Source organism: Acinetobacter lwoffii (genome assembly GCF_029024105.1).
Taxonomy (GTDB): Bacteria; Pseudomonadota; Gammaproteobacteria; order Pseudomonadales; family Moraxellaceae; genus Acinetobacter; species Acinetobacter lwoffii.
Genome location: NZ_CP118963.1, coordinates 1892090 through 1912634, shown reverse-complemented (window position 1 = coordinate 1912634; position 20545 = coordinate 1892090). Strand labels below are relative to the sequence as shown.

Genomic DNA, 20545 nt, shown 5'->3' with positions numbered 1-20545 from the left:
TTAACTGCTTAATTTTTGATATAAAAGTATTTAGCTTTTTGCAGAACTACTTGTGAATCAGGTCTGATCGCTATAATATACACAGCCATGGGGATATGGCGGAATTGGTAGACGCACTGTGTTCAGGTCGCAGCGCCTTCTAGGCGTGAGAGTTCGAGTCTCTCTATCCCCACCATCATATTAAAGCAAGGCGAGTGCCTTGCTTTTTTATTGCCTGAAATTTGGTAAAGCTGTTGTTATTTATGCGGTATTGTATTCTGATTTCAAGCACTGGTTCAGACATTATTTATCAATAATAGTTTCAGTATTCTGAATGCCTATGTTGATCAAGATTAGAAATTCATTTGAGTTTTAATTTAAAATGCTGGAATTGAATCGAAATGATTAAAAATAACGAATGGGCAGTCATATCCTAAAATGAATCAAATTTTCGGCAGAAATTTTATAAAAAATTAAAAAATAGAACTAACTGTTTATTTTATAGTGGAATAGATTGTGATTGCTTGTAAAATCGCTTGTCAATGTCGGTCTATCTCTATAATATACACAGCCATTGGGGACGTGGCGAAATTGGTAGACGCACTGGATTTAGGTTCCAGCGCCGCGAGGTGTGAGAGTTCGAGTCTCTCCGTCCCCACCAATCAATATTTGAGTAACTGGATATTGGGTGGAAGTAGAGGATTGGTGTAATGGTAGCATGACGGTCTCCAAAACCGTTCGTCAAGGTTCGAATCCTTGATCCTCTGCCAAAGTTTGAAAGAAATCCAATGCTAAGTTGGTACCCTGATGGGGACGTGGCGAAATTGGTAGACGCACTGGATTTAGGTTCCAGCGCCGCGAGGTGTGAGAGTTCGAGTCTCTCCGTCCCCACCATCATATTAAAGCAAGGCAAATGCCTTGCTTTTTTATTGCCTCAAATTTACTAAACAAAGAAAAGCCCATCGAAATGGGCTGAATAACTGGAGAATAGCGCTGTTGAATCAGTGGAAAGATTAATTTATTTTTCTGCTCTTAAATAGAAGCAATCAGGCTTTTAAATGATCTTCAAATTCCTCGCCTAGTTGTAGTGCCAGGGCATTACCTGCCAGATCACAGGTCACCAGGCCATATTCTTTCTTGAAGCTGAAACTGAAACCACGATCATCGGCCAGGGTGCGTACCGAATATCCCAATTTTTCTAACCATAGTCGAAATGCAATCAAATTTTTCGCTTTAACCACTTTTTTCACGAGATCACTCCTTCATCATTGTTAAATCTTAAATAAGGGTGAAAAATTATCTTTTAAAGGGCAAATGCCTTTATTTAAATTAATTTAAATGAATTTGTGTATATAGTGAACATCGGTTGATTAAGAAAAAATCAATTTAAACGTTAAGTAAATGATTTTTATCATATTGAATAGGTTGTAACTAAATATTAAGTTTTTATAAGCTATAAATTTGGATAATTAATTTTCTAATTCAATAGCTTATTAGTGAACCAGGTTATTTTCTAATTTTATCAACCGTATGAAATAGAAAATTTCAGATCTACAATGAGAAAATTAAAATCCAATCGACTTATTTATTAAAAGAATACCGGCTGCTGGTTTTCTGATCTTTAACCTCATTTGCATGCTTTATACTGTCTGAAATGTAATTCTAAAACTGAATACTCGTACCATGACTGAACTGACCATTGAACACTATGTGAATCAGAAAATTAAATTGATGCAACAGCAGGGACTTGAGCCGGTTGCTGTGATGTGGGGACATGAAGACTGGTTGAGCTTTAGTGTTCAGTCGAAAGTGACCTATACGCCTTTTGGCAGTGTCCGTCGTTATCAGCCTGCTTTAGGTGGCTTGCTACTGGTACGTATTGATGAAATGCAGGCGGTGCGTGTCGTTACTCAAGGTGAACTGGATACTTATGCACAAAGTAACCAGATTCTTTAACATTGCTTCATGCGACAGATACGTTGTCAGTTTTAGTAAATAGAATCCAAGAAACTAGTTAATGCTATCCTACATATCATCATTCGGGATCGACATGGCCAATGTCACTTTTAAAGTTGAACGACAGAACTAATGTCATGCTCTGAAAGCAGATATTTCATTTCTATTTTGGTTTAAAGTTTAATTTCGAATAATGCCCATTATATTAAATGGGTGCAAATGAGAGAGGGTATCTAAATCTCACTTGTCAAAAATAGACAGTATAGACAGTGAATCGTTCATGAAGTAAATGGTTAAATATCCTAATACTACAGCCATATCAGGATAATAATTCCTGCTGCCCAACGGTTTATAGGCCTTTCAACTAAGGTTTCTGCAAGAATTCTACAATCATCTATAATGTTTTGTGGGGTAAGCTTGATAACTAATAAAATACCTAAAGGTACAACAATAATATCGTCTAAATACCCAAGTACGGGAATAAAATCTGGAATTAAATCAATTGGTGAGAAGGCATAGGCAGCAATAATTAAAGCTAAAAACTTTATAGAATTGGGCGTTCGCTTGTCTTTTGCAATAAGCCAAACAACCAAGATATCTTTTTTAATTGATTTAGCCCATTTTTTGATTCTTTGATACATAGCAAATATTAAAAGAACTATAGAGATTTAATCATAAGAGAGTTTTCTTAAAACAATATAGATTTTTATTATCCTATTACGATTTTCTAGAATTAACATAATACACGTTATCCGAAATTCTTTTTTTTATTATATATAAATCATACCTTTATAGTTTTTTAAAAGCCCAATTCAAGTAAATTGGGCTTTTTAAATAATTTATTAGGTTCCATGTTGATTATTTAAGCAATGTTCCACGAATTTCTCTAATTTAAATCAATATCATCCTGTTATTTATAAGTCATTATTTCATGTGTTGGAACTGAAATTGGTTTCTAAAAAAATAGAGGACTTGATTAATTATAAGAAAGCAAAAATGGCACAGAAAGACATTTTTTAGATGGAGATTCAACTTATTCCAATTTGTGCAAAATTTGTACGTGCCTTTCAATAACATTCTATGCATCGCAAATGACAAATAAGTAAGTCGGCTGAAGCATTGATCTTCAGCTTTGAATCCGGTTTAAAACTGATCTTTCAGGGTTCTTAAACGCTGGAATTCTTCCACGCTTTCTGCGCGCAGAAAAGGATTGGTTTGCAATTCATCTTCAATACTACTTGGCAGCGTGCACTGGCCTAGTATACGCAAACGCTCAATATGTTCGAAGCGTTCCAGAATTGCCGAATTGTCCGGTTCAACGTGTTTGGCAAACTGTGCATTCGATAATGTGTATTCATGGGTGCAATAGACTTGGGTGCGCGGTGGCAAGGCAGCCAGACGGGACAGTGAATGATACATCTGTGAATAGGTGCCTTCAAAAACCCGGCCACAACCCATGGCAAATAAGGTATCGCCGCAGAACAGTACATCAATCGCATCAATAAAATAAACAATATGGCCGAGTGTATGCCCGGGTACAGCAATCACCTGGATATCTATTCCATGAAAATTAAACTGTTCTTCATGCTCAAGAGGATGGGTGATAAACGGAATTTTGCTTAGTTCTGCCCGTGGGCCATACACAGGCAGATTTTGTCCTTGGATCAGTTCCGGCACACCGCCAATATGATCTTTATGCCAGTGAGTCAGCCAGATTTGACTTACAGTTAAACCGTGTTCGGCACAATAGTCTTGTACCAATTCTGCTTCGGTTGGATCAATCACAGCCACCTGATGCGACGCGGTATGTTCAAGCAACCAGATATAATTTTGCAGTGAATTCTGGACATCAATACAGTGAATTTTAAAGGGTGTCATAGCACATCACATCAAATGAAGATTATAGATAAAGTAGCATAATTTCGGCTACTCTGGTGCTGGTTGATATCGTCTGATCATCCGCGATTACTTTCATTTATTCCAAATTTGAAAAATTTATAATTCCGGATCATCAATGCTCACCGCATTGCCGATGGTGTAAAAATGCCCGCCGGCTACATGATGAATACTTTTCCACTCTTCAGCCACTTCATGATAATGCCAGTGGCCGTCGCGGAAGACCCGATCATCGGCATAGGCTGCAATCACCTTGCCTATAAACAGGTCATGCATTTGCTGGTTATGCGGCTCAGGAATCAGCTCGCAGAGTATCCAGGCCGCACAGCCTTGTACTACAGGAATATCAGCATCAGGAAAATGAAATAGTTCTACTCCTGATTGTGAGAGTTTGTCCGGCACATCATGCAAGCTCTGCGTACCCAGACGATAGACCATATTCAGTTGTTTCAGTGTCGGAATTTGTAGCGCGAAATAACCTGAATTTTCAATAATATTTCGGGTTTTGGTACTTTTGTCCAGAACCACCGTCACTTTGGCGGGGCTGAATTCCAGTGCACATGCCCATGCTGCGGCCATGACATCTGTATCGTGCTGATCTTGAGCAGAAACCAGTATAGTAGGGCCATGGGTAATCAGACGATAAGCTTTTTCTAAAGGAACACTTTGAATATGGGAGTTTGTCATGCAGCACCATTTGCTCTATTCATTTAATAGGCTAGATTAATGAGATCATTAACATATTCAAGTTCATTCTTGCAAAAAAGCTTTTAAACTAGAGATCTTTATATTCAGGAATTCAAAAAATGAAAATGTACCAGGTCGATGCGTTTACCACGGAACTGTTTAAAGGCAATCCTGCAGCCGTGATTGTGCTGGATGAATGGCTCGAAGATGGTCTGATGCAAAATATCGCCTTGGAAAATAATCTGTCCGAAACGGCTTTTGTTAAAGTCATCGATAGCGATAATTATGCCATCCGCTGGTTTACGCCAACCAAGGAAGTGGATTTTTGTGGTCATGCGACATTGGCCAGCAGCTTTGTACTATTCAATCAATTTGATACGGGGAAAACGATTCATTTTCATGTAAAAGACTTAGGCATTTTTGTAGTCAATCAGGATGCAGATGGCAAGATCAGAATGAACTTTCCAGTTCGTCGTGCAGAGCCAGTTGCTGAATATCCTGAAGCTTTAAGACAGGCCTTGAGCAAACCGTTTAAACAGGTTTATCTGAACGCGCAGGGCTATATTGTTGAATATGAATCGGTACAGGATGTGCTGGATGAAATGCCTGATTTTGAACTGTTAAAACAGTTGAATGGCAAGCGTACAGCCATTACTGCTCAGAATACCTATTTAGACGTCGCGATCACTTCACAAGATACCCAATACGACTGTATTTCACGTTATTTTGCACCGAGTAATGGAATCAATGAAGATCCGGTAACCGGTTCAATTCACACTGGAATTGCGCCGCTCTGGGCCGAGAAACTTGGTAAAAATGAACTGGTTGCCTATCAGGCCTCGGCGCGTGGTGGGGTGCTATATTGTGCCTTGCAAGATCAGAATCGAATTGAAATTTCCGGTTACGGCAAGCTATATATGCAAGCTGAGATTTATCTTTAATTTTTTAATTACATAGAACTACATGTCGTCAGGTGAGGCGGCATGTTATTTTGATGGTCCGGCTTGGAATAGATTATTCAGAAAAAGAATCATTCTCTAAGAAGGGCGCGAATAAAAATTTATATTTATAATTTGGATGAAGAATGTTGCTACGTTATAAAAATTTAAGTCTGGCGATTGTATTGTCTGGCTGTAGTGCACTGAGTTTTGCACAACCTGTTTTGGTGAAAACGGAACAAAATGTTGAAGAATACCGACTGGATAATGGACTGCGCATTATCCTGGCACCGAATGATAAAGAAAATAAAGTTTTTATGAATACGGTCTATCTGACCGGCTCCCTGAATGATCCTCAAGGCAAGGGCGGTCTGGCGCATCTGCTGGAACATTTGGCCTTTAAAGGCACAGAAAATGTCAAAGGGGATGAATTCCAGCGTCGACTGGATCAATATACCTTGATGACCAATGCCAGTACCGACTATTACTCAACCAAATATACTAATGTGATCCGTCCTGAAAAAATTGCGCTGAGTGAAGTCATTTTTCTCGAAGCCGAACGCATGGACAAGCTGGTGCTTCAGGAAAAATATGTACCGACTGAAATTGATATTGTAAAACGCGAGCGTGAAATTCGTCTGGATCAGCCATTTTCAGTATTGATCGATCAGGTGTTTAAATCTGCTTATGGCAATCAGTATTTAGGCCGTTTGCCGATTGGTGACCTAAATGAGCTGCAATCAATCAATATGCAGGAACTAAACCATTTTTACCGTCAATGGTATGCACCGAATAATGCCTTTGTGGTCATTTCGGGCAAATTTGATAAGGCCGAAGTCTTAAAACAGCTGGATACGCATTTCAGTCCGATTCAATCCCGAAATGTACCAGCGCAAGTGAAAGTCCCAGCGCTTAAACCAGAGCAAATCAAACAGCGTGAATTTACAGTAAAGAAAGGCAGTGATCTGGCCAAGTTTAATCTTTATTTGAATCAATCCGAAGAAAGCATTAAAACGGCTTTGGCTGTTTCGCCAACGCTCTATACTTTGCAGCCAAGTGGACATCTCTATCAGAATATGGTGGAAACTGGGAAGTCAACAGCGGTGCAATCCAGTACCTGGCTGGATAAAGACTTTAATCTGGTGTTTATGGGAGCAATCTATGCTCCGAATCATCAGGCACAAGCGATAGAGCAGGGACTGATTCAAGGCGTAGAACAGAGTCAGCCATTTACCGAAGCAGAATTAAACCGGGCTAAAAATCTGACCCGAAATCAGGCCGACAATATTAAAAACAGTGCGACTGCTTTGGGTTCACGTTTAAGCGATTATGCAGTGGCGTATTCAGGTGACTGGAGCCAGTATTTTAAAGATCTGAATGCAATTCAAAGCCTGAGTGTGAATCAGGTCAATCAGGTCTATAAGAATTTTTTAAAACCTGAATACCGTATTTCTGGCAATATTTTACCTACCCCGGAAGATCAGAAGAAAGCGCAGGAACTGGCACAGACAGAAGCACCGGCAAAAACTCTGGATCAGCAGGCTGAAGCAGAAGAGCCAATGAAAGATGTCAGTGTCTATCAGGCTGAAGTAAAGCAATATGTCCAGGAATCCAAACAGTATTTGTACAGTAAAGACAAACAGATTCAGCGTGGCAAGTTGAAAAATGGCATTAAATACGCGCTGTTTCCGACGACTACCCGCGATGACAAGGTCTATGCCACAATTTCACTGGATTTTGGTACCGCTCAAAGCCTGATGAATAAAGGCGAGATTCTGGACCTGACGGCTTATTTAATGTTGCGCTCTTCGGAAACTCAAAGCTTGCAGCAGATTGCCGATAAAATTATTGAAGTAGGCGGTTCGGCAACTGCCGGTGCATCGGGCAATGGCCTGACCTTGCAGATCAGCGCCAAAAAAGAAAAGTTTGAAGAGTTTTTTCAGTATGTGGTTGATGTGCTGAAAACGCCGGCATTTGAACAAAGTCAGTTTGATTTAATCAAGGGACAGACTTTATCCAGTCTGGATCGTCCTTATACTGAACCAGATACGGTGTCGAGCTTGACGATGGCCCGAACGATCGAGATCTATCAGCCTGGCGATCTGCGTTTCCATTTCGAGCCTGAACTGGCCAAAAAACAGTATCAGAAAGCGACTCGCGAACAGGTTATGGCACTGTATCAGCAGTTTTTAAAAACCCAGCATGCACAAATCGCGGTCACAGGTGAGTTTAATCCAAAATCGATGCAAAAAACGCTGAAAAACAGTTTCTCAGACTGGAAAGCTACACAGCCTTATGAGCGTCTGAAATCGGAATATCGAAGCTATCCAGCCCAGAAAATTCATGCTTTGTCTGAGCAGCGTGAATTCGGGAGTTATGAGGCATTCATGAGCATGCCGGTCGGCGCAGATCATGCCGATGCACCTGCATTACAGGTATTTCGATATATTCTGGGTGATTCACAGTTATCGTCACGACTGGCACAAGAGCTACGCGAGAAAAATGCACTAGTCTATGGTTTTAGTGCAGATGTGCAACTCGATGAATGGGCAGATGTGGGCGCCATGATGATTAGTGCCAATTATACGGCTGGAAAATCCGCACAGGTTTCTCAGGCAGTGCATAAGGTACTCAATGAACTGCTGACACGTGGCGTGACTGAACAGGAAGTGGAAGCGGCAAAAGCCAGTATCTTGAAACAGCGTTTAACTGCACTGGAAGATGATCGTCGTATTCACGCTATGCTGATTCCACAGCTGGAAAAAGACCGTAATCTGGTTTATCGGGAAAAACGTGATCAAGCAATTGCTCAACTGAGTAAAGCTGATATTGATGCCATGATTAAAAAATACATCAAGCCGGATCAGCTGGTTGAAGTGATGGCTGATCAGTACGGTAAGCAAGTGAAAACATCATAGTGTTGATAAAAAATCCCCTCAAGTGAGGGGATTTTTTGATTTTAGTTTTATGCTCCAGGTTGCTCTATGGCTAAAAATAACTCCTCCGATTATGCCCGCAAGGATAGATAGGGGCAGACTCCAATCAGATGCGATAAGAAGAAAAATCAATATTCCACAGCCAATCAAAGTTGAAACGAAAGCAATATCTTGATCAAAAGGATGATGGATCGCCACTTGATAATAATAAGACGTTATCCAGCTTGAAATAATAGTGAGTAAAATACAAAGTCCTTTGCCTGAAGGCGTATTTAGACTGGAATCTGTTATCCAACTTAGCATGTTCTCATCTACTCAAAGTCGATAAAAACGTTTAGCATTTTCATAAAAAATCGACTTTAAGGCATTTTCATTGTAGTCCTGCACAATATCGCTAAAGGCATCAATAATGTTGGTGAGTGAGCTACTGACACTGTCCATTGGAAAGTTGGATGCAAACATCACGCGCCCAGAACCAAAACAGTCTAAAGTATGCTGGATCACGGGTGCGGCACGTTCCACTAATTCCTGTTTACTTGCCAGCCGTTTCTGCGTGTGAAAATCATGTCCCAAGACTGGCATAAACAGACCAGACATTTTGGTCGATACATTTTTGCATTCGGCCAGTTCTGCCAACTGATCTTTCCAGTCTGCAAATATCTGGGTGCGATCTTGTTCGGTCTTGCCTGTAGCTTTGCCCACTTTGCCAAATAAACCTGCGGGCGTACCCAGATGATCCAGCACAATAGGGGTGTTTGGAAAGGCTTTGGCCAGCGCAGTAACATCCGCAATCTGGGTAGAGTACACCCAGGCATCAAAGCTTAAATCTTGCCTGGCCAGTTCCTCAAAACCTTTCAAGAAATCTTTATTACGATAGAGATGCGGTTCATCCGTCCAGGCATGAATTCCTTTATCTGAATGTACCGCAGCCATTTTACGGATGCCGCGAAATTTGGGAGAAGCTTCGCGATGCAATTCAATCAACTGTTTAAATTTTTTCTGCCGTGGATCAGCCGTAGCGACAATTCCACCTAACTGGATATTGTGCTGGTCAAAAGGAAGTCCAGCGATAAAATGGGTTTCATCCACCACGCCTGTGCCTTTCTGGTCATGCCAGCTGGCTTCAACATGCACAACTTGCTCAACTTCATAATGTCCTGCATCTCTCTTGTAATTTGCAGGCAGATAAGGTGCAGTCAGGTGCTGTGTCAGGCCAATGGTCTCAATGACGTCTTTGGGTTTCAACAGTTAGCGCTGCCGCATGTGGGGTATTGTACGGATCCCATTGGTGAATATGTGGGTCAATGATCGGGAAGGGAAGTTGCTGCATGCTATGCCTTGTTTTCGTTTATTTATTATTCAATTTATATAGTGCTTAAATCACTTTAAAGTCAATATCTTAAATTACAACAAATATGAAAAGCCCCGCGGGGCTTTTCATATTTTAATCAATGATCGTGTTTGTGATCATGGTTATGCTTGTTGGCATGAAACTCTTCATTGTGACGAAAACGCAAATAGTTTTCGAACTGTTCACAGTATTCATCATAGTTATCTTCCAGCATCATTTGAAATTGCTGCAAAATATAAGACATGACCTGATCTTTGGCATCACGCATCTCGTTGCCATCTTTAAAATTATTTGCTGCCACCCAGGTATTGAAACGGGCAGTACCAAATAACATCGCCGCACTGACTTGACCGCGCTTATCGCTCGGTTTTTCCTGTGAGCCTTTTTCTACGCGACAAAACTCGTTGGCTTGTTGAATAAATTCATCAGCACGTTCAAAGAATGCCGCATTTAACGCTTCTTCTTCGGTTACATCGGTTGCTTCAATCTTTTGAACCATGAATTTGTTCCTAACACTAAAATCTCAATCGCTAATTATAGGCAAAGCCTTGCAGAAACTAAACCTTTGCCTTAATCTAAAAAATAGCCTAAGCATATAAAAGTGAATGCCATGCAGGATGCGATTGCAGTACAAAGTCTAAAAAGTGATATTGCCTTATTGCGCCAGAATATCTGGCCACCGGTAAATCTGGCCAATGTTGAAGGCTTGCCGATTTATTATGGCAGCCAGTCACAGGTAGATGAATACTATAGCCAGTGGCTCGGTTTGATTGAAAGAGCACAGGATCTGTTTCAGCCTTTTATGGAAGATGAAATCTTGGATGCGATCCATCTGCCGAGTCATTTAAACCTGCCGCTGTTTTATTTTCATGTTGACCGGATCCGGATCAATAAAACCCGTGCCAAAGAATCCAAAACTTTTCGTGGGGTCGCCAGTCTGATCGAAAAATGTGGCCAGTTCGAGCCAGAACAGGTTGCGGCCATGCGGCAGTGGCTTGATAGTGACGATACCGCAGTATTAGTGGCACACCGTGAATTTGTAGATTTACGCACTTATGTGTTTCAGCATGGCCAGAGCGAATATACGCGCACCCGTTTTTATGTGAATGGGATTGTGCTGAGTGTTGAGCCACATTTTGAACTGGTCGATGCACGCGATAAGCCACGCAAGCAACGCAGCGACAGTTATAACGATCCTCTGGCAGACAATAATACCTGGAAAGTATTCGGCAAATATCGCTAGCACAATTTGACCAAGCCCGGTCTTACCAGAAGGGCTTGGTATTTTCTGCAAACTGCTGTAAACGCTCTGCTGCTTCGTTCGACAAACGCTGCTGTTCCGCACTTATCCAGCCTAGCACAAACCAGGCCTTGGCCTGTTGTTTGACATAAGGTCTAAATAATTCGTCTGCTACAAATAGGTCATTATAATGCCCGAGACTTTCCTGCAAGGGTTTTAAGGCTTTTAGATAGGCTTTAACCTCTTTTTCAGGAAATAAGCTTTGCAAGAATTCTACATTATAGCGTAAGCGTTTAACCCGTTTGCGTGTGCGATGTCGGGATTCAATATCCAGTTCTTGATAGTTCTCGGCATCCTGACAGATTTGCTGGTGCAGCTTGCTCAGGCCTTTACACAAAATTTTATGCGAAGACTTGGCTTTACCCTCTGTATTTTCTTGGCTAAAGCTGAATAGTTGCAGCATTAATTCTACTGTGGCAGGACTTCTGAACAGTGTACTGATATCTGGTTGTTTTTGTCGGTGTGGTGGTAATTTCAGTAAGGGTGAACCTGCTTTTTCTAGTTGTGGAATCAGGCTTTCTGCCAAGGCATCGCGATCTCGGGTAGAACCCAGTTGCTGGAAAATATCCCGCAGCTGTTCTGGCCATTCTGGCTGTACATGTTCAGTTACGGACTGGAAAATTTTAAAGGCACTGCGCAAACGTCGAATCGCAACACGTGCCTGATGCACATGATCACTATTATAATTTTCTGCAGCAATCGCCGTCGCATTTGGGAAAAGATGAGCCAGACAGTTGGTGACAATCTTTTGCAAAATCGTACTGATCTGATCTTTCTGTTCAAGCACTAAGGGAAGCTGATGCTGAATCGGCAGATTCTCTTCGCCATGTAATAAGGCATAACCGCGTTCCGATTTGCTCCGTGTATCTAGCCACAAAGCATAACGCTGAACCCAGGGCTGAATGAAATCAATCAATTCACTCAGCTGGCCGGATTTAAGCTCAAATTCGACTTCATAAATATCGATGGCTTGATCATTGTGTCGAATTTCTCCGACATCAAAGGCAATTTCAATCTTACTGTCCAGATGACTTTCTGTGAGTACATACCGTACGACATCTGTTTCAAATTGCAGAATAAGCGGTGTCTCCAGATCACCGAGCGCCTGTTTCAGGATTTTTTTGGCCGGTTTATGTTTGCGATATAACTGAAAATCACAATGTTCCGGAGGACTTTTTAATTCATGCTCAAGTTCAAAACGTTCAAATTGTTGTTCGGTCGCTGCTTTCAGGGTTTGAATCCATTGCTGGTCTTCCAGACGTTGCCGCAGGGCAATCTGATGTTGTTGTAATTGTTGCGCTTCAGTATCAAAGTAGCGTGCACACAGACGATGCCGAGTCGGCTGAAGTTTCTGGATGTCCTGTTCAAATTGCACACGAGACTGTGGCGGAATCTGGAATTTGAGTTCTATTTCTGCCATCGGGTTATTCCTCCGCGATGTTGGTTTTACAGATTAATATAGCCCAAAGATCAGCAGGGGTGTGATGTGCTTCTGCAACAAAAAGCACGCCATAGAAGGCGTGCTTTAAGTATTTCTCGTGATATTTATTTCAATATGTTTATTTCAGGAATTTACGGCTGACCAGGAACTGTTCGGTCGCTTCAAGCAGTTTCTGCGCATAGACTTCCTGCTTGGCGGTCAGCCAGCCCAGCACAAACCAGTCACTTGCTTCCAGTTCGGTCTGCTGAATATAAACTGCAGAAGAGGCCAAGGTTTGATATTCACTGGCTGCCAGTTGTGCATCATTCAGCGCTTTGCTGTATTTCTGCAAATTTTTGACATCATAGATCGTGGTTAAAATCGGAAAGCTGAATTTGAGTTCCTGAATCCGGCTGGCCAATTGATCCAGACTTTCAAAATCGGTGATATCCGTCTGGTTCATTTGTTCCTGCAAGGCTTTATATTGCTGTTGCAAGGTGGTTTGTGCAGCAGTTTTCAGATCCAGAGAAGCATGATCATTATCATTTAAACTAAACATCAGCAATTCCAGATAATGATGCACATTCTGGGTGGATTTGACCAGATTACCGAGTTTCTCCTGCGCATACAGAATATCTTTGCTCAGGTTTTCTGCCGTGGTTGGATTTTGCAGGAAGCCGGCCAAGCTGTTTTGCATGTGTTGCAAATGTTGCAGATGTTCAAATTGCTGCTTAAAGGCCGCCAGTTGATGTGCCCATTTGTCCGAAAGCTGAGGATGCCAGTCTTTGAACAGCAGCAAGGTCAGATATAAGTGATCCAGTGCCAGTCGTGCCTGATCAATATGTTCCTGCTCTGCAACCTGTGCTGCAATCGCCGCGATATTCGGCAATAAATGCTGCATCTGCTGCGCAATCAGACTGCGCATGGTTTTACTGGCGCTGTCTTTTTTGCTGATCTGAAATTCTTTGCTAAGGGTCGCAGGGCTAACGCGCTGTGAAGTGGCCAATAAATTGCCTATTTCTGCTTTGCTGCGTACATCGAGCCAGAGCTGGTATTTCTTGACCCATTCAAAACTAAAGGCCAGCAGATGTTGAATTGAACCATTTTTTAGTTCGAACTCAACTTCATGTACTTCTTGCTCAGCATCCTGTGTGCGGATCTGTCCAATATCCAAGCTGACTTCGATCTGGGTATCTTCATAGTCAATTACCCTTAACGTACGGGAAATATCGGTTTCAAACTGGAGTTGTAGCTGGTCGAACTGATTGCCGAGCGCATTGCTGAGAATTGTCCCGGCTTCTGGAAATTTTTTATAAATATCTAAATCCAGTTCAGGAGATGCAGTTAATTCCCCTAGATCATGATTATGTTCAAAGCGTTCGATGTGGCTTTTTCCGGCCGCTTTTAGGGTTTGAAACCAACGTGTACCTTCCAGACGCTGACGTAGTGCCACCCCATGCCGGGCCAGTTGACGGTCAGCAGTATCATAATATTTGGCTTGAAGCTGGATCTGTTGAGACTTTTTCGGATCAAGTGCCTTCAGCAGCGCAGTGCGTCGTGCCACAGGAATCTGGAACTTGAGTTCAACTTCAACCATGATGATCATCCTATCTGTTCAGTGCAATTAAGCACTGAATCTTCACTTGAATAAGGTTTTGAAATGAGGCGGACAGCAGCCGCAATTATATTTTTAGATTTGTGCGCAGCAGATTGTAACCAAAATCAAAATGCATGTAAGACTTGACTGAACATAAAAAGCTTAAACAGAACTTTTAAGATTGAATTTCATCGGTTCATTTTAGGCTAAAACGATCGGATTCAGACGTTCAGGGGGATGTTCAAGATACATTGAAGCGCGAATCAAAAGGCTGTTATTTGGCTAAAATATACGCTAAGGTAAAACAAAAACGTCAGGATGATGACAGATGAATGTACAAGTACAACCAGAAAGTAAGAATGAGGTGGTGGCTCAGCCCCAGATGCCGATTAAAAATTATCATGAATTTTATCGCTTCTATTTGACCGAACATCGGCATATTATCAGTCGCCGTCTGCACGTGGCCGGCAGTAGCATCGGTTTATACTGTTTTGCTAAAGCCATTCGTCAAGGCAAGCCGCGATATTTTGCCTATGGTTTACTCACGGGTTATGCTTGTGCTTGGGTCGGACATTTTATCTTTGAGCGCAATAAACCGGCCAGTTTCAAACAGCCTGTATATAGCTTTATCTCGGACTGGCGCATGTTTGCCGATGTCCTGCGTGGCAATATCAGTCTGATAGACCGTAAATACGATAAAATTTCCAGTTGAGCCAGAATGACTTTTATCGGAATGTGCTCACTTAAAGCATGAAATTTCGATAAAAGCCTTGCAAGTCTAGAATTATTATTCTAATAATTATGTTATTGCAGATTTGGTTTTTTGATCAACCATTATATTTTAGTCATACATCAGTTTTCCAAGCCTGGAGCGACCTTCTCCGGGCTTTTTTTATGTCTGTTTAATATCAATAAAATTTTAAGATTTTGCTGATGCTATTATGTAAATAGTCATAGAAGCTTTTATGCGGATGTGTGCTGAAAGTAAAAGATCCTTTCTGGCTTTGAAACGTCTTCCCACAAACGAAGGACTCAAAACCAGAAAGGATCGGGTATTACCAACACAGGTATTTATTTTTCTGTTTATTGTCTGTGTCTAAGACTATTTAAGTCGCTTCGTGCCGATTGGGCTATCCCTGAAAATGGGTATTTTTAACATTCATTAATTTGAGTGCGCTTGAACTAGGTGAAAAAAAACAAAAAAATCGCTCTTAGAATTTTGCAACTTCTCCACCAAGTTGTCTGCAAAATCCTAAAAGCGTTTGTCGGAGGGCGTAAGTATTAACACGTTATAATTATTGTTATAAAGCGATTAAAACGTAGATTTAATAGCCGGTATATCCCTGAAAATGGTGATATTTAAAATTTAACGGATAAATTGTACTAAAAAACTGCAAATCTGTTGTTGCCCGCGGTCTCAGAAACAGCAGGACTGCGGAAATCTAGCGGAGTTATGCCTATAATAGAGCCATTCTAGGAAATGGCGAGCAAGATGCGCGGTTTATATTTAATTACCAATGATGATCCATTAGAGCTTTTATTAGCGAAGTTGGAAGGTGCAATGGCCAATGGTGGTGTTGCGGTCTTGCAATATCGCCGTAAAAAAGTGGCGAAAGAAGATCAAATTTACGAAATCGAGTACATGAAAGCCATGTGTGCTGAATATGGCGTACCTTTCGTGATTAACGATGATCTGGAAATGGCGGTTAAATACGGCGTGGGTGTGCATTTAGGCCAGGATGATGGTTCGATTGTCGACGCTGTTGCGCGTTTGCCTAAAGGCGTGTTGATTGGCCGTAGCTGTAATAACTCACTTGAGCTGGCTAAACAGGCCATTGCCGATGGTGCGAATTATGTGGCATTTGGAGCAATTTATGCGACTGATAGTAAACCTGAAGCGGGTAATATTGGTCTTGAAACCTTAAAACTGGCCAAAGAAAAATTGAACGTGCCTCTCTGTGCCATTGGTGGTTTAACGGTTGAAAATTCAAAGGATGTCATTGAGTCAGGTGCGGATTATTGCGCGGTGATTAGTGATATATTGGGACTTCCTATGAATGCCATTCCTGAACGTTTAGATGAATGGTCTGCGCTTTTTCAAGCTACAGCATAAAATTTTTTGATTGATTTAATTTTGAGTCGAGTGCCTTCATGAGCTTATCTCCAAAGCAAGAACAATTGTTCAAACAAGCCAATAAACATATCCCGGGTGGCGTCAATTCACCTGTACGCGCATTTAATAGTGTCGGTGGGACGCCGGTCTTTATCGAAAAAGCCCAAGGTGCGTATCTTTATGATGTCGATGGCAAACGTTATGTGGACTATGTGGGTTCATGGGGGCCGATGATTTTGGGTCATGCGCATCCTGCGATTATTAAAGCAGTTCAGGATGCTGCGGTCGATGGTTTGAGTTTTGGTGCGCCTACAGTCCATGAAACTACGCTTGCAGATATTATTTGCGAGATCATGCCATCGATTGAACTAGTGCGTATGACCAACTCGGGTACAGAAGCAACCATGACCGCGATTCGTTTAGCACGTGGTTATACTGGCCGTGACAAGATTGTAAAATTTGAAGGCTGTTATCACGGTCACTCGGATTCATTATTGGTAAAAGCCGGTTCAGGTTTATTGACCAGTGGTGAAGGGGAAGCGACGTCTGCAGGTGTGCCGGCGGATTTTGCAAAACATACGCTGACACTTCCATATAACGACATCGCGACTTTAAAAGAATGCTTTGCCAAATTCGGTTCAGAAATTGCCGGCGTGATTGTTGAGCCTGTGGCAGGTAACATGAACCTTGTGAAACCGATTGATGGTTTCCTGCAAGCGATTCGTGATGTCTGTGATGAGCATGGTTCAGTGTTTATCATTGATGAAGTAATGACCGGTTTCCGTGTCGGTCTTGGCGGTGCGCAAGCACATTATGGCGTTACTCCGGATTTAACCACTTTAGGTAAAATCATCGGTGCAGGCTTACCAGTGGGTGCTTTCGGTGGTAAACGTGAAGTGATGGAATGCATCGCGCCATTGGGTAAGGTATACCAAGCAGGTACATTGTCGGGTAATCCACTGGCAATGCGTGCCGGTATCGAGATGTTCAAGCATTTACGTACCGAAGATTTTTATGAAAAATTAACCGCACAACTCGAAAAATTGCTCGCCGGTTTACAAACTGCTGCTGATGAAGCAGGCATTTCATTCAAGACCCAACAAGTGGGCGGTATGTTTGGTCTTTACTTTACCGATCAGGAAGATATTACTAGCTTCGACTCTATGCTGAAATGCGATGTCGATGCGTTCCGTAAATTCTTCCATGGCATGTTAAATCGTGGCGTAAACCTTGCACCATCTGCTTTTGAAGCAGGATTTATTTCTGCTGCGCATAGTGATGAAGATATTGCTTACACGATTCAAGCGGCTAAAGAAACTTTTGCTGAGATGAAAGCGTAATACCTCTCCCAAACCCTCTCCTTAAAGGAGAGGGCTTTCATCTATCGAATAGAAATGAAAATTTAAAGACTTCCTCCAGTATTCTTGCGCTATATATGGCTCAGGCTTAGGGGGAATTACATTTAAAATTAGAGATCATTTTCATGCAAACCAAACATTATTTGACTTTAAGCGATGCGGAATTTTTATTAGATCAAGCCCATCAATATGCCATTCAGAACAGTTTTAATGTCAGTATTGCAGTCGTAGATGAAACGGGTAATTTGCTTGCGATGAAGCGTATGAATGGTGCAGCACCGATGACTGCAAATCTGGCCGTCGAAAAGGCTAAATGTTCAGCTATGAGTCGCCATCCCTCCAAACTGTTTGAGGATATTATCAAAGGCGGACAGATGGGTTTTCTGACCATGGAAACTTTCTCAGGAATGTTGGAAGGTGGTGAACCGATTCTGTATCAAGGCCAGCTCGTCGGTGCGATGGGTGTGTCGGGTGTGAAGTCGTTTGAAGATGCGGAGATTGCACAGGTAGCCATTGAGAAATTTTTGGCTAAGCAAAGCTAATCCAAAATAGAAATTGATCAGCTTAATTTAGGGTGTGTTGACACTTTTAGCTTAAAAAAATAGCGAAGTAGTAAAATCAAATCGCCAAACCCAATTTTACTATTCGCTATGCCTCGTACCATGCTGACAGATCAACACTGGCAAAAGTTGAAAGTTATTCTGCGTAATTTATCCATTCACCACAACTCAAATTTACGCAATTTTATTGAAGCTATTCTCTATAGAATTAGAACAGGCTGTCCGTGGCGAGATATTCCTTGCTGTTTTGGTCATTCAAACTCTATTTTCAAACGTTTTAATCGTTGGTCAAGCAGCGGTAAGTTACTTAGATTATTCAAATTACTAGCCTCATGCCCCGATATGGAGTGGATTTTTATTGATGGCTCTCATGTACGTGCTCATCAACATTCTGCCGGCATAGCGAATCAATCTATTTCTAAAAGTGTAGGAGGAAACTCCTCAAAAATACATTTGATTGTTGATGCACATGGCAATCCTATTGATTTCATGATTACCGATGGAACCACACATGATGTTAAAGTTGCACCTGATTTAATATCAACATTAGATTTAAAAGAGACAAAAGTGGTATGTGCAGATAAAGGCTATGATTCAGAACCACTGCGTGAACAGATCAGGAAAACAGGGACTAAAGCGAATATACCAAAGAAAACAAATAGCCAATCGAACAATGACCATATGGACTGGTATTTATATAAAATCAGGCATTTAGTTGAAAATATGTTTTGTAGATTAAAGCAATTTAGAGGAATAGCTACTCGATATGACAAGCTCAAAAGAAATTATCAAAGTTCTGTTGCTTTAGCCTGTATATTTTTATGGCTACCTTTATAGGGTTAATTATGAACAGTAAATGTCAACAGACCCTAATAAAATCATTCAAAGTTGTACCAAAATGAAGCGTGGAACGTGAAATATCAACTAAAAAGCCCAATCGCTAATGAGTGGGCTTGTCTATATACAATAAAGTTATAATTTAAAAAGGAAATCAAAAGATGTTATTCACCAATTAAAATGTCTATGCGATAAACCATTTAAAATGTCCTGTTTTTAACCACAAGAGTCAAGCACAGGATTTAACTTTCTTTGTTCAATAACAGCTTTCTGAGCTTTACGACTCGGCATACTTTTCTTGAGACGGGAACGTTTATTCTGTTTTTCCAACTCTTCATGCTGTTGCTGAATATGTGCCAGAACTGTACCTAACCGTTTATTCTCAACGATCTCATTCTGCTGTAGCCCAGCTAATTTATTGAAAATGCTGTAGTTGAGCTTTCGTTCCTCGTGCATGAGGGCCACAGTCCCATCCGGGTACTCCAGAAATGAAATATATTGCCCAACAAGCTTATGATTCAGCTCTATCGGTTCAAGCAGATAAATACATTTGTCATAGGTCAGGGTCAGATTCTTGGTGACCTTACGCGGTTCCTGCCAGGTAAAAATATCATCCAGTTCAAGATGAGATTCGGTTAATGGCCGATGTAAATTCTTTGAGTTTCGCGCACACTTGGCAAACTTCTGATTGAAATGCTCAATAAAGCAGGGCAGCCAGGCATTTGCCTCGGCAATTGAACAGATACCTTCTAGGCGCATTTCCTTGATCAGGCGATCCTGGAGTGTTCTATTGGCACGTTCCACACGGCCTTTGGCCTGGGGTGAGTTGGCGAAGATAATATCAATATTTAACTCATTCAGAATCCGCCCAAATTGCGTGATCTGGCTATCTTGGCTCGATTTCTGATTCACTCGGAATACCGAGTGTTTATCGCTATAAAACGCTAAAGGCTTGCCGTATTGCTCAATGTAGGCTCGGGTTGAAAGCATATAATCAAAGGTCGTTTCAGCCTCACAAAAGCGCAGATGCAACAGCTTTCCAGTGGCGTCATCGATATAAACTAGCAAGCAGCATTTGGAAGCTCGACCTTCAAACCAGTCATGATATGAGCCATCGATCTGGATCAGCTCACCGAAGCAATCACGGTTGTATCGAGGCTGATATGGACGTTTCAGGCGCTTGGATCGAGGAATCCAGAGGTCATTTGCATGTCATCCAGCGCCGAACCGTTTCTACCGGGATATGCAGGCCAAACATGCTGCTGAGCTTCTCATGAGCCAATGTAGGACCAAAGCCAAGTAAATGTTCAGAAATAATGGAAAGACATTCTGATTTTAACAGGACGTCATGGCGACGATGACCCGGTTGACCACGACTGGCATGTGCCATACCTGAGACACCATCTTGATTGAGCTTCTGCAATAACCGGGTAATTTGACGGGTGGAAAGATTCAGGATTTCAGCAGCACGGACCTGGGTAATACGATGATCTCTAACGTCTTGCAGAACTGCAAGACGTTGAATTTCTTTATCAGACATAGTGATCAGCATCTATATTTTATATCCAGTCCATGGTGATAAAAACCATCATAAACCAGACATTTTTATTGGTGAGA

Annotated in this window: 16 protein-coding genes, 4 tRNA genes and 3 pseudogenes; 13 read left to right on the top strand and 10 right to left on the bottom strand. The window is 41.6% G+C overall.

Annotated elements, in window-relative coordinates; all coding sequences use genetic code 11:
* Positions 1 to 89: 89 nt before the first annotated feature.
* The 4 genes from PYW33_RS09240 (at position 90) to PYW33_RS09225 (ending at position 873) form a co-directional block, all read left to right on the top strand.
* Positions 90 to 175 (top strand) — tRNA-Leu (locus PYW33_RS09240).
* 380 nt (positions 176 to 555) lie between these two features.
* Positions 556 to 640: transfer RNA gene (locus PYW33_RS09235), tRNA-Leu, on the top strand.
* 35 nt (positions 641 to 675) lie between these two features.
* A tRNA-Trp gene (locus tag PYW33_RS09230) sits at positions 676 to 749 on the top strand.
* Positions 750 to 788: 39 nt separating this feature from the next.
* Positions 789 to 873 (top strand) — tRNA-Leu (locus PYW33_RS09225).
* Positions 874 to 1025: 152 nt separating this feature from the next.
* On the opposite strand, the gene PYW33_RS09220 is transcribed toward PYW33_RS09225, so the two are convergent.
* A complete protein-coding gene (locus PYW33_RS09220) occupies positions 1026 to 1229 on the bottom strand; it encodes a hypothetical protein (RefSeq protein WP_004280022.1) in 204 nt (67 codons plus the stop codon).
* Positions 1230 to 1662: 433 nt separating this feature from the next.
* Between PYW33_RS09220 and PYW33_RS09215 the strand changes: the two genes are divergently transcribed.
* Positions 1663 to 1935 carry a hypothetical protein gene (locus tag PYW33_RS09215; protein ID WP_004646625.1) on the top strand — a complete coding sequence of 91 codons (273 nt, stop codon included), beginning with the start codon at positions 1663 to 1665 and terminating at the stop codon, positions 1933 to 1935.
* A gap of 308 nt (positions 1936 to 2243) precedes the next feature.
* Here PYW33_RS09215 and PYW33_RS09210 read toward each other — a convergent pair whose 3' ends face one another.
* From PYW33_RS09210 to PYW33_RS09200, 3 genes are all read right to left on the bottom strand, one after another.
* On the bottom strand, positions 2244 to 2576 hold the full coding sequence (locus PYW33_RS09210) for a YkvA family protein (RefSeq protein ID WP_004646626.1): 333 nt from the start codon (positions 2574 to 2576) through the stop codon (positions 2244 to 2246).
* Positions 2577 to 3078: 502 nt separating this feature from the next.
* Positions 3079 to 3813, bottom strand: a complete 735-nt coding sequence (gene gloB, locus PYW33_RS09205; protein ID WP_004280019.1) for a hydroxyacylglutathione hydrolase — start codon at positions 3811 to 3813, stop codon at positions 3079 to 3081.
* Between the two features lie 117 nt (positions 3814 to 3930).
* Positions 3931 to 4518, bottom strand: coding sequence for a flavin reductase family protein (locus PYW33_RS09200; protein WP_004646627.1), 588 nt, complete (start codon positions 4516 to 4518; stop codon positions 3931 to 3933).
* A gap of 119 nt (positions 4519 to 4637) precedes the next feature.
* Here PYW33_RS09200 and PYW33_RS09195 point away from each other — a divergent pair, with 119 nt between their 5' ends.
* Together PYW33_RS09195 and PYW33_RS09190 are read left to right on the top strand one after the other, a co-directional pair.
* Positions 4638 to 5459, top strand: coding sequence for a PhzF family phenazine biosynthesis protein (locus tag PYW33_RS09195; protein ID WP_004646628.1), 822 nt, complete (start codon positions 4638 to 4640; stop codon positions 5457 to 5459).
* Between the two features lie 143 nt (positions 5460 to 5602).
* Complete coding sequence (locus PYW33_RS09190; RefSeq protein ID WP_004646630.1) at positions 5603 to 8374, top strand: M16 family metallopeptidase; 2772 nt, start codon at positions 5603 to 5605, stop codon at positions 8372 to 8374.
* An 18-nt stretch (positions 8375 to 8392) separates the two neighbouring features.
* Here PYW33_RS09190 and PYW33_RS09185 read toward each other — a convergent pair whose 3' ends face one another.
* The 3 genes and pseudogenes from PYW33_RS09185 to PYW33_RS09175 form a co-directional block, all read right to left on the bottom strand.
* Positions 8393 to 8695 carry a hypothetical protein gene (locus PYW33_RS09185; protein WP_141278898.1) on the bottom strand — a complete coding sequence of 101 codons (303 nt, stop codon included), beginning with the start codon at positions 8693 to 8695 and terminating at the stop codon, positions 8393 to 8395.
* A 12-nt stretch (positions 8696 to 8707) separates the two neighbouring features.
* A pseudogene (locus PYW33_RS09180) lies at positions 8708 to 9722 on the bottom strand (amidohydrolase family protein).
* A gap of 118 nt (positions 9723 to 9840) precedes the next feature.
* A complete protein-coding gene (locus PYW33_RS09175) occupies positions 9841 to 10242 on the bottom strand; it encodes a DUF3144 domain-containing protein (RefSeq protein ID WP_004280011.1) in 402 nt (133 codons plus the stop codon).
* 111 nt (positions 10243 to 10353) lie between these two features.
* Between PYW33_RS09175 and PYW33_RS09170 the strand changes: the two genes are divergently transcribed.
* On the top strand, positions 10354 to 10986 hold the full coding sequence (locus tag PYW33_RS09170) for a hypothetical protein (protein ID WP_004646633.1): 633 nt from the start codon (positions 10354 to 10356) through the stop codon (positions 10984 to 10986).
* Between the two features lie 22 nt (positions 10987 to 11008).
* Here the strand turns inward: PYW33_RS09170 and PYW33_RS09165 are convergent, their stop codons facing one another.
* Together PYW33_RS09165 and PYW33_RS09160 are read right to left on the bottom strand one after the other, a co-directional pair.
* The gene (locus tag PYW33_RS09165) at positions 11009 to 12463 is read right to left on the bottom strand and encodes a CYTH and CHAD domain-containing protein (RefSeq protein ID WP_004646634.1); all 1455 of its coding nucleotides are present in this window, start codon (positions 12461 to 12463) and stop codon (positions 11009 to 11011) included.
* 139 nt (positions 12464 to 12602) lie between these two features.
* Positions 12603 to 14060 (bottom strand): CYTH domain-containing protein, encoded by a 1458-nt coding sequence (locus PYW33_RS09160; protein WP_004646636.1) that lies wholly within the window; start codon positions 14058 to 14060, stop codon positions 12603 to 12605.
* A gap of 328 nt (positions 14061 to 14388) precedes the next feature.
* Here PYW33_RS09160 and PYW33_RS09155 point away from each other — a divergent pair, with 328 nt between their 5' ends.
* From PYW33_RS09155 to PYW33_RS09135, 5 genes and pseudogenes are all read left to right on the top strand, one after another.
* Positions 14389 to 14772 (top strand): Mpo1-like protein, encoded by a 384-nt coding sequence (locus PYW33_RS09155; protein WP_004646637.1) that lies wholly within the window; start codon positions 14389 to 14391, stop codon positions 14770 to 14772.
* Positions 14773 to 15552: 780 nt separating this feature from the next.
* Positions 15553 to 16173, top strand: a complete 621-nt coding sequence (gene thiE, locus PYW33_RS09150; protein ID WP_005107266.1) for a thiamine phosphate synthase — start codon at positions 15553 to 15555, stop codon at positions 16171 to 16173.
* 38 nt (positions 16174 to 16211) lie between these two features.
* Entirely contained in the window at positions 16212 to 17513 is a 1302-nt protein-coding gene (gene hemL / locus PYW33_RS09145) for a glutamate-1-semialdehyde 2,1-aminomutase (protein ID WP_004646639.1), read from the top strand.
* A 143-nt stretch (positions 17514 to 17656) separates the two neighbouring features.
* On the top strand, positions 17657 to 18073 hold the full coding sequence (locus PYW33_RS09140) for a GlcG/HbpS family heme-binding protein (protein WP_004646640.1): 417 nt from the start codon (positions 17657 to 17659) through the stop codon (positions 18071 to 18073).
* 108 nt (positions 18074 to 18181) lie between these two features.
* Positions 18182 to 18947: pseudogene (locus PYW33_RS09135) on the top strand (IS5-like element ISAba31 family transposase).
* Positions 18948 to 19144: 197 nt separating this feature from the next.
* On the opposite strand, the pseudogene PYW33_RS09130 reads toward PYW33_RS09135, so the two are convergent.
* Positions 19145 to 20480: pseudogene (locus PYW33_RS09130) on the bottom strand (ISNCY-like element ISAba32 family transposase).
* Positions 20481 to 20545 lie beyond the last annotated feature (65 nt).